This is a genomic window from Psychromonas hadalis ATCC BAA-638, assembly GCF_000420245.1.
Lineage (GTDB): Bacteria > Pseudomonadota > Gammaproteobacteria > Enterobacterales > Psychromonadaceae > Psychromonas > Psychromonas hadalis.
Genome location: NZ_ATUO01000112.1, coordinates 1 through 12,146, shown reverse-complemented (window position 1 = coordinate 12,146; position 12,146 = coordinate 1). Strand labels below are relative to the sequence as shown.

Genomic DNA, 12,146 nt, shown 5'->3' with positions numbered 1-12,146 from the left:
CGTGGCAGCCGCAATAACCCGCGCAAAAGCAAAAAAAGCAGCACTTGAAAATAATAAGGAAAACACTGAAGCAACAGAAATAGATCCTAAAAAAGTAGCCGTGGCAGCAGCGATAACCCGCGCAAAAGCAAAAAAAGCAGCACTTACCAATAAAGATACAAAGACAGAAACAGAAGCTGATCCAAAAAAAGTGGCCGTAGCAGCCGCTATCGCGCGTGCAAAAACGAAAAAAGCAGAAAAAATACGATTAGCAGATGAGAATAATGCGACAGAGCCAGATAACAGCGCAGTGATTGAAGCACGTAAACAGCGAAAAGCACAAGCACGTTTACACAAACAGGAAAAAATTGAAACACTCTCTGTATCAGAAAGCGAGACGGACGATCCCCCTTTTCCCGCTGATATAAAAAAAGCTAAAATTGCGGCTGTCATTGCACGCGCTAAAGCGAAAAAAGCAAAACTTGCCATCGAGCGTGAAAATAAAGAAGAAAACGAGGAACAACAATAATGGCATTTATCAATGCAAGCTCGCCACATCAACGTACTCGCCGTAGTAGTTCACAAATAATGGTCTTAGTAATGCTGTGTTTAATACCCGGCATTGCCTTACAAAGCTATTTTTTTGGCATCAGTAACCTACTGCAAATTTTATTAGCGGGCATCGTTGCACTAAGCGCAGAAGCGTTCATTTTGAAACTGCGTAAACGTCCCATTATTAATACCTTAAAAGATGGCAGTGCATTATTAACCGCCATTTTAATCGCCATCTCCATTCCACCACTTGCACCTTGGTGGATTGTGGTTATCGGTACACTATTCGCTATCATTTTTGTTAAGCAGCTCTATGGTGGCCTCGGGCAAAACCTCTTTAATCCAGCAATGGCAGCTTATGTACTATTGCTAATATCGTTTCCCGTACAGATGACCGCTTGGTTACCGATGTTAAGCCTGCAACCCTTTGAACTGTCATTTTTAGATCAGCTCAATACCCTATTAACAGGCCAAACATTAGATGGTTATAGTGTGGCACAACTCAGTGTGAAAATAGATGGTTTGACCATGGCAACCCCACTCGACACCTTAAAAAACAGCTTAAAATCAGGATTTACTAGTACTGAAATATTCGACAGCGCCTCTTTTAAAGCGGCCTCTGCACAAGCGATTTTATGGGTGAATTTAGGTTTTTTATTTGGTGGTGCAATTTTACTCGCCAAACGTGTGATTCACTGGATGATCCCTATTAGTTTCCTATTAGGCATCACTATTTTTTCATTCATCGCTTTTGCTTACCAACCCGACCTGAATGGCTCACCACTGTTCCATCTACTTTCAGGTGCAACGATGCTCGGTGCATTTTTTATTCTCACCGATCCAGTCAGTGCAGCAACCACCGTTAAGGGTCGCCTTTTGTACGGCTTTTTAATCGCCTTTATTGTGGTGCTGATCCGTAATGTGGGCGGTTACCCAGACGCCATTGCATTCGCAGTATTACTCGGCAATATGTGTGTGCCGTTAATCGACTATTACACTCAGCCGAAAGTTTATGGAGGTAAAGCATGATTTTATCTGCAATCTCACGTAATGGATTTTTATTAGCCGCCTTTGCAATTATCTGCACAGCAGCCGTTGCCACCGTAAACCAGCTCACTAAACCGGTTATTGCCAAACAAGAGCAAATGGCACTGCTCAAAACCATCAACCAATTAATTCCCAAAGATTCATACGATAACGATATTTTTGCCAGTTGTTTTATAATTAACGATGACACCCTATTAGGTAAAGACCGATCACAGCAAGTTTTTGTGGCTAAAAAGGCAGGTAAACCTGTCGCGCTCATGTTAGAGACAAGCACCTTTAAAGGTTATGCAGGCGAAATAAAACTGGCTGTGGGTATTTTTGCAGATGGAAAAGTAGCGGGTGTGCGTGTTATTCGTCATAGCGAAACACCGGGATTAGGTGATAAAATTCAAACCAATAAATCAGATTGGATCTACAGCTTTAATAATAAACATTATCAAAAAGATCAAAGTGCTCGCTGGGAAGTGAAAAAAAATGGCGGTGATATTGATGCGTTTACAGGCGCAACGATCACCCCACGTGCCATCACACTGGCAGTCAAAGATACCTTGATCTACTTTAACAAAAACAGTGATACGCTATTTAATCACCCTGCGAACTGCGGAGAATTCGAATGACTCAGCAAGCAACACCAGAAAATGAAAAAACAGTAGAGAGCAAAGTAGAAACCAATGCAGAAAAAAATGCAATCTACAAAGAGCTAGCGTGGCAAGGATTATGGAAAAACAATCCCGGCATTGTACAGTTATTAGGTTTATGCCCCCTGCTTGCCGTCACCAATACCGTCACCAATGCACTTGGCCTTGCTATCGCCACCCTGTTTGTTTTAGTGGCATCAAACACACTTGTTTCGATGATTCGCCACCATGTGCCAAAAGCGATTCGCATCCCTATTTTTGTCATGATTATCGCTTCACTGGTCACCTGCGTGCAACTCTTAATGAACGCTTTTACCTACGAATTATATCTGTCACTGGGAATATTCATTCCGCTTATCGTCACCAACTGTATCATCATTGGACGCGCTGAAGCTTTTGCCTCTAAAAACGGTGTTAAACATGCTGCCTTTGATGGTTTGATGATGGGGCTTGGTTTTAGCGCAGTGCTGTTATTACTGGGTGCAACACGAGAAGTGCTTGCCCAAGGTACGCTGTTTGATGGCATTGAAACGTTATTGGGTGATTGGTCTTCATTTTTAACCATCACCCTTTACCATACTGAGACCAGCTTTTTATTAGCGGCATTACCCCCGGGTGCATTTATTATTATGGGGCTAATTATTGCTTTAAAAAATGCGATCGACGCGAGAGGTGAAAATGAATAAAGCCAAACGCCTAGAAATATTAACACGCTTACGTGCTAATAACCCTAAACCTGAAACAGAGCTTAACTTTAGTAGTCCTTTTGAACTGTTGGTTGCCGTGACGCTCTCAGCCCAAGCAACTGATGTGAGTGTTAATAAAGCCACTAATAAACTGTTTCCTATCGCCAATACACCAGAGGCTATCTATGCGTTAGGGGAAGAGGGTTTAAAACGCTATATCAAAACCATTGGCCTATTTAATAGCAAAGCGCGCAATGTAATAAAAGCCTGCAAAATGCTCATTGATTTACATAACAGTGAAGTACCAGAAAACCGTAAAGCACTTGAAGCATTACCCGGCGTGGGCAGGAAAACCGCTAACGTGGTATTAAATACCGCTTTTGGCTGGTTGAAAGATAATGAAGGTAAATACTTCATTGCGGTAGACACTCATATACAACGAGTTTGCAACAAAACGAGATATGCGCAGGGTAAGACGGTTGAAGAAACTGAGCAGAGTATTATCAGACTAACACCCAATAAAAGTGAATTTTTCTTTAACTTGCATCACTGGCTTATCCTCCACGGTCGTTATACTTGCATCGCCAGAAAGCCAAGGTGTGCTAGCTGTATCATTGAAGATCTCTGTGAATACAAATCAAAAACTGAGATTGACTAATATTATATATTGTAATGGCATAGTTAATTGGGCCACTGCTTTGGGTTACCAAAGTAGGTATTTTCTAAGTTATTTTTTCCCCTTTACGGGGTAGTCTTAGTCACAAACTGGCCATTTTCTAATGAAATTGCAAACAAACGTTGTAACTACTCAGGTCATTGCCATTTAAGTTTTGTTCGTGGTTAAACGTCAGTTATCTCTGATAACCGTGTTGAAAAATGCTCATTTAAACTACTAAACTACGCTTTTTCGCCTTGAACTAAGCATAAAAGGCTTTGCCCTGAGCATTTACCGTCTATTTTTATAAAAACACCTCAACTTTGAAGGGGTGCTGAGTCGTTACCAAACTTTTAACTCTCTTTGCAATCATTCACTTTGCCAGAAAACCAATCCCCCCAAAGATTTCTTAACTACATTTTTAGCTTCTGTTAACATTATTTAGGACAAGGTTGCTTAGCGCACTCTTCTTTCTTTTAGATAACAATTTCAAATAGCATTTTAGCTTAAACGATCTTTTTCACATGTTGATTACGCATAACGTTGCTTTACAAAGTATTTGCTAATTGCCCAGCTTCAATCACGGTTATAATTTCATTAACTTGCTCTGCAGTGAAGTGAATATCTTGTTTAGTTTTGATATACTTCACACAACCACGTGCATATGTCACATTATCAGGCATCTTAGTTTTGAAAGTACAGTCGCCAATAAATACCATGACAGGGTATACCTGATCACTTGATAATGCTAAGCAACTCGCTAATGTTTGGGTGTTTTTATTGTTTTGATGCAGTGGGTTTTGAAACGTCCCAGAGCATTTGAAAATTTTCTGCGTCCACTGTTTACGCTTTTCATCACCATAAATCCAGCCTCTCATATTCTTTATTTCAATCACAAATACGCCAAAAGGCGACACCACAACATGACCAATTTGCTTTGCACCATCATCTGTCGCTAAAGTGACATTTTTGATTAAAGTATATTGATTTTTTGCGAGGAACTTGTCTAATGAAAAGTTAACAAGAAACTCGCCAAAGACGCCCTTGAACCAAGCTGATTTTAAGATGGCAGGTAGCAGTAGCAGTGGTATTAAATACCAATAAATATTTAACGTATTAGTGATGACATTCATTTTATATCCTTCGGTTAGTGGTCAACCAGCAACAAACAAGTAATACTAGTCCTTAGCATTTAACTCAATAAAAAAACGAGTTATATTGAAGTGATTGGGTGATTGTGGTCATTTTTCAGTCTGTTTTATAAGGTTCCATTACCAGTTAGTAACTTTACTCAGTCAGCAGACTATAATCATGAATAGAGGTCAGTCTTTAGTTTTCCGCTTTAAACTAACTCAAATATAAGCGAATGAATTTTTCAAAGCATCAATATAATTAGCGGTACTGATACTGAAATAATTCAAAGGTTATTTATCACTTTTTATGCTTCGATAAAATGGAGTAATTCATCCTTTGACAGCTCACCTAATCCTAACGAAGTGAGTGTTCTCCCCTCGGAAAAAAAGTCTCTGTCTAAAATCCCACCACACATTTCAATCAATCGATTACACTCAGGCATGTTAATCGCTAATTTTTCACCGAGTGAAGATAATAACACCAACCCCATCGGTACATCTTCCGTGATGTATCTATTATCAAAGCTATATGGCCCTGGAGGTGATGATATTTTATAACTTTCAAAAACGTCTTTAGGATCTTGAGTAAGATCTTCTTCATTTCTAAATAGACATGCTTCTAAATAAGGGAGAGCCTCACACCCCAAGGCAGATAAAACCGCCATTTTTTCCGCATCTAGTTTTTCTATCATTAACCATGCCATTTTAGTTGATAGAGCGTCTCTGTACATATAAGGAACTTCGTCAGGATGATGTTTAGCGCAATACTCCAGCATGGGATACATAACATATAGCCCCACAGTGTGAACAATGATATTAGGGTTATGCAGCGCTGATTCAAATATATGCTTACGTACGCTTTTTATTTCAATGTCGTAGGCAGGAAATAATCGAGATGCAACGGCCATTCCCTCTGCCGTTCTTGTAGCAGGAAAAAATGCCAAGGAATTTCTAACATTTTTAAAAAGAACTTTCACAGTGCCAGGTTCAACCACTCTTGCATCATTAGGGGTAGATTATCCCTCGGCAAAAATGGGATTATTATTGCAAAATTTCTTATAAAAAATACTACCCGCATAGCCTGGAATTAAAATAACCAATTGCTCATCCTGAAAATATTTTGCGATTTTTTCAGCTAATACAGGATGATAAGTAGTTTGAATAAAAATCATAATTACATCTGCGCCCTCAATCGCTAATTGGGGGTCTCGCGTAATCAATTCTAATGGTTGAAAGGTTTTTTCGACGTCATCACTGCTATCGGTAAAAGCCCCTTTTTTGGTGTTATCAATGCAATATATCCCTTTATTGCTGACCATCACGTCGAAATGTTCATCATGGGTAATACGGTTTGAAGTTTTCAATAATCTTACGTTATGTCCTGCCTCAGCAGCCATAAACGCACAAGCAGAGCCCGCATTACCAGCACCAATTATGGTAATTTTCATTTTAATTCCTTTTAAGACTTATACCCATGTGACCTCAAGGTACTTTGTCAGGTACAAGATCGGACCCCAGAGTCGACGCAACATAAGCGGAATGGTTGTTCCCTTTATGGATTGTTGCAACGCTGGGCTGATTTTCTAGCTTGCGACTGAGTAAAGCATCTTGATTGGTAACGGGTATAAATAGATAAACTAATCGTAACGACTCAGCACCCCTTCAAAATTGAGCTGTTTTTATAAAAATAGACGGTAAACGCTCAGGACTAAGCCTTTTATGCTTAGTTCAAGGCGAAAAAGCGTAGTTTAGTGGTTTAAATGAGCATTTTTCAACACGGTTATCAGAGATAACTGACGTTTAACCACGAACAAAACTTAAATGGCAACGACCTTAGTAGTTACAACTAATCTTCGCTATCAGTCCCACGAAAACGCTTAGTAATACCGTTTAAGAAGTTACGTAATAGCTGGTCGCCGCACAATTTGTAGTTGCGGTGATCTTTTTTGCGGAATAATGCAGAAAGCTCAGATTTAGAAACAGGAAAATCAGCAGAACTCAACGCGTTTAACATATCTTGCTCTTTAAAGTTCAACGCAATGCGTAGCTTACGCAGAATATCATTATTCACTAAAATTGCTTTAGCGGGCAAAATAGTAGGGCTTGAGCCCTCTTTTTTACCACGTTTATCATTAATTAAACCATCTAAAAAGAGTGATAAAAGACTGTCACGACAGAAAACAAAATTCTCTTCACCCTCTTTTGCCATGATGCTATGTAGGTAATTTTCATCAATTGCATTATCAACCGACGCAAAAATTGCTAGCATTTTTTTATCGTTCAGTTGTAGTGCATAACGTACACGGCGTAAAATATCATTAGTGATCATAGCGTCTCTTATCAATCAGTTAAAATTAAAAACAGATATCATACAGGGTATTCACAAACTCTGCTAATCACAAGCTTGTAAAACCACAAGCAATTCATTAGCAATTAAGGTGATCAAATCCACCGACACTGCATTGCCAGCCTGTTTATAAAGTTGCCCATTAGCCATCTTCTCTGGTAATGAATAACCATTACCAATCGGAAAGCCTTGTAGTTTAAATGTTTCTTCTGGGGTTAATTTTCGTACACCATCTTGTACCTTAATGAGAGCAACATTGTGACCACCTGTGCCCATATTCGCGGTTAATGTAGGGCAAACACCGTTGGCATTTTTACGCACATACATACCACGACGCACTTGATAAAATTCAAATTCATCGGTTATCTGCTCACTGATATTAATGCGCTCTTTTTTACGTTTGTCTGCAGGAATATTGTCATATTGCGCCTGCGTTAAAAAATAATTAGGGTACTTTTCAGCGGTATAATAATAAGGCTGTAACTGTTGTTTATTGCTCTCTAAATCTAACAGATTCGCGATATTGTCTTTGCGTTTACTATCAGAGTGTTTTAATTTAAACGTATCGAGACGGTCAAACATGGTAAAACGATCTGCATCAGCCTGATGTAAAAAACAAACAATAAACAATCGTTCTCGGTTTTGCGGTAAATTTGTATATTCTTTGGTATTTAAGACCGCATCTTTGATGGTATAACCCGCTCCTTCTAACTCAGATTTAATGACTTGATAAGTGCGCCCTTTATCATGACCACGTAAATTTTTTACATTCTCTAAAAATAGCACACGTGGTTTATGCGTTGTTTCATGTAACTGATTAACTAAGTCAATAATGCTATAAAACAGGTTACCACGATGATCATCAAATCCTTTACGTCCACCTGCAATACTGAATGCTTGGCAAGGGAATCCACCGGTTAATATATCGATAGGTTGCGCTAATATAGTGGCCTTTTTAGCAACAAATTCAGCCCGTAACCTTTCATCTTGCTCACGCTCAGGTTTAACAATTTTTTCAATATCGCCCGCAATTAAAGTATGCTCAAAATTATGCTGATACGTTTTACCTGCATTTTCATCTAACTCATTTGCCCAAACTAATTGATACCCGCCTTGCTCATTAACTGCGTTTTTAAACCCTAAACAAACACCACCCACACCAGCAAATAAACTGCCTACTTTGTAATTCATTACTTTTCCTAAATCTAATTTTTTAAATTTATTAATTTTTATAGACAAAGACTACTCAAACTCTTTAATAAAGAACTCATAGGAGTCAATCTTAGCGAAATTAATTGCATATGTGTTATCTTGAAATTTATCTATCCTGACCGAATCAATACCAATACTTTTAAGCATTTCATAAGTAAGCAACTTCCTTTCTGGGAGCTGTAACACATCCCGAAGAATCCATTTTCCCAGCTCTTTATTTGCATAAGACATCAATGCTTTACTACCTGCTTGGCATAATTTAGATTTAAGGATTTTATTATTTGGTAATAATAAATCAAATGAATTTTCTCTCGTAGGGAAGAACCCTGATTTTAATTTATGTATCAATTTAGGTATAGGAATATATGTTTCATTGGGGTCTCTTGCCCGACCACGCGCATTCCATTGGTTCAATCCACTGCGTTCATAAACCTTTTTATCACCGCCATAAAGAGGCAAGTAAAGAGTATCAATAATATCGTTATCTTTTACATTAACGACAGAGATCATTTTATCTATCCCATTTCCTTTGTTACTTTCAAGAAAACAAAATGGATCATTTAAAATACTAACAGGAAATGAATACAGTATATTGTCGGTAATAAACCTTTTTAAAAGAGTAGATTTACTGATATTGAAGTTGTACTCATGCAAACCATCTGAAAATATAATATTTGAAGTTTTAGATACAAGTAGTTTAATTTTTTCAATTTGGATCAAATCCATTGCTTCTTCGAAAACCTTAAAACGCCCTTCATCACGTAATATACAATGATAAATGGCACTATCAAGTTCATAAGCATTTTGTGTGAAAGTAATGCGATTATTTCTTAACTGGGAAACTTTTTTAACCATTTCAAGCTTAGACAAATCACTGTATTCTGATCGTTGACGATTGAACTCTGCTATTTTTTGAAACGACTTTCCATTGCTAATAAGAAATGTTTTTAAGCCAACGCCTATTTTTTTATTAGCAATTTTTAAAACGGCATCACTGGCAACATCACCTCTAGAGAGATCATCTGCACCAAAACATTCACAATAAATTTTTTCTGCAACACGGTAATATAAATAGGGCATTTTAGAAGAAGAAAATAGCTTAGAAAGTTGACCGATTAATTTTAAGCGCGATTCATATTTCTGGCGCTCAGTATTAGATAAATCATTGAAATACATATAAATTCACTCTGTAATTAATGCCGATGAAATTAATGAAATAATCATGTATTGCACAGTAAAAATCAGCAAAATAATTCCTGATTTCTTCCTCTAATACTTGTATTTCAAGGTCAGTACAGCAACAAGTACAGTATATTTTTAATAGACAGTAGTTTGATTTTTATTTATAATCTAATTTTTTTATACACAGATAAAACAACAAGTTTGGGGTAAATAGATAATCCGCTCCATGCTCATCACCAACCCTTCAATATTAAAAAGGAGCAGATTATAACAATAATCTATTCTGAATGTGGATTGAATAAAATGAATAATTAGAAATTGAAACTGAGCTAACGGCTCATATGAGTTATACACTTAAAAATTGAATCTAATAGGAACAACAATGATCACTCTAGGCGAATACATTATTGCTAAGCAACACGACTTCCCAGAAGCATCAGGCGAACTTAGCCAGCTACTCGGAGCCATTAGTTTAGCAGCAAAAGTAGTCAATCGAGAAATAAATAAAGCGGGAATAGCCGACATTATTGGCACAACGGGCTTTGAGAATATTCAAGGTGAAATACAACAAAAAATGGATTTATATGCAAATGATGTCTTTAAATCGGCATTGGAAGCACGTGGAGAAGTTTGTGGTATTGCGTCAGAAGAAGAAGAAGAGTTTATAACCTTCGATGACGAACGTAGTGTAAATAATAAATATATTGTATTAATGGATCCACTTGATGGCTCATCAAATATTGATGTCAATGTTTCTGTAGGGACTATTTTTTCAATTTACAAACGCATCAGTCCTATTGGTGAACCCGTTATATTAGAGGATTTTTTACAACCAGGTGTTGCTCAAGTGGCTGCGGGATATATTATTTACGGCTCATCAACGATGCTAGTTTATACAACGGGTAATGGCGTTCATGGGTTTACCTGCGATCCTTCACTGGGTGTATTCTACCTTTCTCATGAAAACATTAAAATTCCAGAAGATGGAAGCATTTACTCTATCAACGAAGGTAACTACTTGAGTTTTCCCGAAGGCGTTAAAAAGTATTTAAAATATTGCCAAGCAATAGACAAAGAATCAAATCGCCCTTACACCTCTCGTTATATAGGATCTTTGGTATCTGACTTCCATCGTAACTTATTAAAAGGTGGTATTTATATCTACCCTTCTACTGCGTTATCTCCACAAGGTAAGCTACGACTATTGTACGAATGTAATCCTATGGCATTTTTAATGGAACAAGCAGGAGGCACTGCAAGTGATGGTTTCCAACGTATTATGGAGATAAAACCAAGCATGCTACATCAGCGAACATCCTTTTTTTGTGGTAGCTTAAATATGATTGCAGAAGCACAAGAGATGATGAATAAATATTCAACGTAGCTGTAAACATAATTGTAACGTATAGGCTTGCCCATAAAAATGGGTAAGCCTATAATACTAATAGCAAAGAACTAAGCATTCCCCTTCACTTTTAACTGTTGCTCTGCAGCAAAGTTAAGCATACGATCGAGTGATACTAGCGCGCCTTTAGCAACCTCTTCATCAACATCAACCTCATGACCTGTGGCATCAATAAGCGAATTATAGATAGCTTTAAGGCCATTCATGGCCATCCAAGGACAATGCGCACAACTGCGACATGTTGCCCCCTCACCACCTGTTGGGGCGGCGAATAATTCTTTATCAGGGCAAACTTGTTGCATCTTGTAAAAAATGCCCGCATCTGTTGCTACAATTAACTGCTTATTAGGCAACGTTTTAGCCGCATTGATTAACTGACTTGTAGACCCAACCACATCAGCAAGTTCTACCACACTTTGAGGCGATTCAGGATGCACTAAGATGGCAGCATCAGGATAGATAGCTTTCATATCACGTAGTGCAGAAGCTTTAAACTCATCGTGTACGATACAGTCGCCCTGCCACATGATCATATCTGCTTGGGTCTGTTTCTCAATATAAGCGCCTAAATGGCGATCTGGCCCCCAGATGATTTTTTTATCTTCACTGTCTAAGTGCTCAATGATCTCTAAAGCGATACTAGAGGTAACCACCCAATCAGCCCGTGCTTTTACAGCAGCGGAGGTGTTGGCATAGACCACCACAGTACGCTCTGGGTGCTGATCACAAAAATCACTGAACTCATCCACTGGACAACCGATATCAAGCGAACAAGTCGCTTCTAGCTCAGGCATCAATACCATTTTATTGGGGGTTAATATTTTAGCCGTTTCCCCCATGAAGCGAACACCTGCAATAATCAACGTATTCGCTTTATGATCACGCCCAAAGCGAGCCATCTCTAAAGAATCCGCAACCGTTCCCCCCGTCTCTTCCGCTAAGGCTTGAATTTCAGGATCGGTATAATAGTGAGCAACAAGTACGGCATCTTTTTCAATCAACAGTTGTTTTATTTTTTCTTTGTAATCTAATTTTTCCTGTACAGATAAAACAGCAGGTTTTGGGGGAAATGGATAATCAGATCCAATAAGGGGAGATAGTTTGCTCATCATCAACTCTTCGATATTAAAATGGGAGCAGATTATAACAATTACTATTATGAATGTGTATAGAATAAAAATGAATATTTTTTAAAAATTGGGAGGGTAATGCAAGAAGTGGTGGGCCGTGAAGGATTTGAACCTTCGACAAATGGATTAAAAGTCCACTGCTCTACCAACTGAGCTAACGGCCCATATAAGTTTTATATG

12 protein-coding genes, 1 tRNA gene and 1 pseudogene are annotated in these 12,146 nt (G+C 38.2%); 6 read left to right on the top strand and 8 right to left on the bottom strand.

Annotated elements, in window-relative coordinates:
- The 5 genes and pseudogenes from G322_RS23755 to nth form a co-directional block, all read left to right on the top strand.
- Positions 1–508 (top strand): annotated as a pseudogene (locus G322_RS23755) (electron transport complex subunit RsxC); the annotation flags it as partial.
- The gene (rsxD, locus tag G322_RS0113320; protein ID WP_022942250.1) at positions 508–1,560 is read left to right on the top strand and encodes an electron transport complex subunit RsxD; all 1,053 of its coding nucleotides are present in this window, start codon (positions 508–510) and stop codon (positions 1,558–1,560) included. The pseudogene G322_RS23755 and the gene rsxD, both read left to right, overlap by 1 nt.
- On the top strand, positions 1,557–2,195 hold the full coding sequence (rsxG, locus tag G322_RS0113315) for an electron transport complex subunit RsxG (RefSeq protein WP_022942249.1): 639 nt from the start codon (positions 1,557–1,559) through the stop codon (positions 2,193–2,195). The genes rsxD and rsxG overlap by 4 nt, the downstream gene beginning before the upstream one ends.
- On the top strand, positions 2,192–2,902 hold the full coding sequence (locus tag G322_RS20825) for an electron transport complex subunit E (protein WP_022942248.1): 711 nt from the start codon (positions 2,192–2,194) through the stop codon (positions 2,900–2,902). The genes rsxG and G322_RS20825 overlap by 4 nt, the downstream gene beginning before the upstream one ends.
- Positions 2,895–3,560, top strand: coding sequence for an endonuclease III (gene nth, locus G322_RS0113305; protein ID WP_022942247.1), 666 nt, complete (start codon positions 2,895–2,897; stop codon positions 3,558–3,560). The genes G322_RS20825 and nth overlap by 8 nt, the downstream gene beginning before the upstream one ends.
- Positions 3,561–4,105: 545 nt before the next feature.
- On the opposite strand, the gene G322_RS21860 is transcribed toward nth, so the two are convergent.
- The 6 genes from G322_RS21860 to G322_RS0113280 form a co-directional block, all read right to left on the bottom strand.
- Entirely contained in the window at positions 4,106–4,690 is a 585-nt protein-coding gene (locus G322_RS21860) for a nuclease-related domain-containing protein (protein WP_051143772.1), read from the bottom strand.
- Positions 4,691–4,995: 305 nt separating this feature from the next.
- Positions 4,996–5,685, bottom strand: a complete 690-nt coding sequence (locus G322_RS24280) for an NAD/NADP octopine/nopaline dehydrogenase family protein (protein WP_245542322.1) — start codon at positions 5,683–5,685, stop codon at positions 4,996–4,998.
- 21 nt (positions 5,686–5,706) lie between these two features.
- A complete protein-coding gene (locus G322_RS24275; RefSeq protein WP_245542321.1) occupies positions 5,707–6,138 on the bottom strand; it encodes a ketopantoate reductase family protein in 432 nt (143 codons plus the stop codon).
- 398 nt (positions 6,139–6,536) lie between these two features.
- Positions 6,537–7,019, bottom strand: coding sequence for a YehS family protein (locus tag G322_RS0113290; protein ID WP_022942246.1), 483 nt, complete (start codon positions 7,017–7,019; stop codon positions 6,537–6,539).
- A gap of 63 nt (positions 7,020–7,082) precedes the next feature.
- A complete protein-coding gene (locus G322_RS0113285; protein WP_022942245.1) occupies positions 7,083–8,228 on the bottom strand; it encodes a DNA cytosine methyltransferase in 1,146 nt (381 codons plus the stop codon).
- Between the two features lie 51 nt (positions 8,229–8,279).
- A complete protein-coding gene (locus G322_RS0113280) occupies positions 8,280–9,425 on the bottom strand; it encodes a phospholipase D-like domain-containing protein (protein ID WP_022942244.1) in 1,146 nt (381 codons plus the stop codon).
- Positions 9,426–9,813: 388 nt separating this feature from the next.
- On the opposite strand from G322_RS0113280, the gene fbp reads away from it, so the two are divergent.
- Positions 9,814–10,815 carry a class 1 fructose-bisphosphatase gene (gene fbp, locus G322_RS0113275; RefSeq protein WP_022942243.1) on the top strand — a complete coding sequence of 334 codons (1,002 nt, stop codon included), beginning with the start codon at positions 9,814–9,816 and terminating at the stop codon, positions 10,813–10,815.
- A 71-nt stretch (positions 10,816–10,886) separates the two neighbouring features.
- Here the strand turns inward: fbp and nadA are convergent, their stop codons facing one another.
- Together nadA and G322_RS0113265 are read right to left on the bottom strand one after the other, a co-directional pair.
- The gene (gene nadA / locus G322_RS0113270; protein WP_022942242.1) at positions 10,887–11,945 is read right to left on the bottom strand and encodes a quinolinate synthase NadA; all 1,059 of its coding nucleotides are present in this window, start codon (positions 11,943–11,945) and stop codon (positions 10,887–10,889) included.
- 109 nt (positions 11,946–12,054) lie between these two features.
- Positions 12,055–12,130 (bottom strand) — tRNA-Lys (locus G322_RS0113265).
- Positions 12,131–12,146: the final 16 nt, after the last annotated feature.

Coding starts and splice junctions, on each gene's coding strand:
- fbp (WP_022942243.1), top strand. CDS start 9,814: ATGATCACTCTAGGCGAATACATTATTGCTAAGCAACACGACTTCCCA.
- rsxD (WP_022942250.1), top strand. CDS start 508: ATGGCATTTATCAATGCAAGCTCGCCACATCAACGTACTCGCCGTAGT.
- G322_RS0113280 (WP_022942244.1), bottom strand. CDS start 9,425: ATGTATTTCAATGATTTATCTAATACTGAGCGCCAGAAATATGAATCG.
- G322_RS0113285 (WP_022942245.1), bottom strand. CDS start 8,228: ATGAATTACAAAGTAGGCAGTTTATTTGCTGGTGTGGGTGGTGTTTGT.
- G322_RS21860 (WP_051143772.1), bottom strand. CDS start 4,690: ATGAATGTCATCACTAATACGTTAAATATTTATTGGTATTTAATACCA.
- rsxG (WP_022942249.1), top strand. CDS start 1,557: ATGATTTTATCTGCAATCTCACGTAATGGATTTTTATTAGCCGCCTTT.
- G322_RS0113290 (WP_022942246.1), bottom strand. CDS start 7,019: ATGATCACTAATGATATTTTACGCCGTGTACGTTATGCACTACAACTG.
- G322_RS24275 (WP_245542321.1), bottom strand. CDS start 6,138: ATGAAAATTACCATAATTGGTGCTGGTAATGCGGGCTCTGCTTGTGCG.
- nadA (WP_022942242.1), bottom strand. CDS start 11,945: ATGAGCAAACTATCTCCCCTTATTGGATCTGATTATCCATTTCCCCCA.
- nth (WP_022942247.1), top strand. CDS start 2,895: ATGAATAAAGCCAAACGCCTAGAAATATTAACACGCTTACGTGCTAAT.
- G322_RS20825 (WP_022942248.1), top strand. CDS start 2,192: ATGACTCAGCAAGCAACACCAGAAAATGAAAAAACAGTAGAGAGCAAA.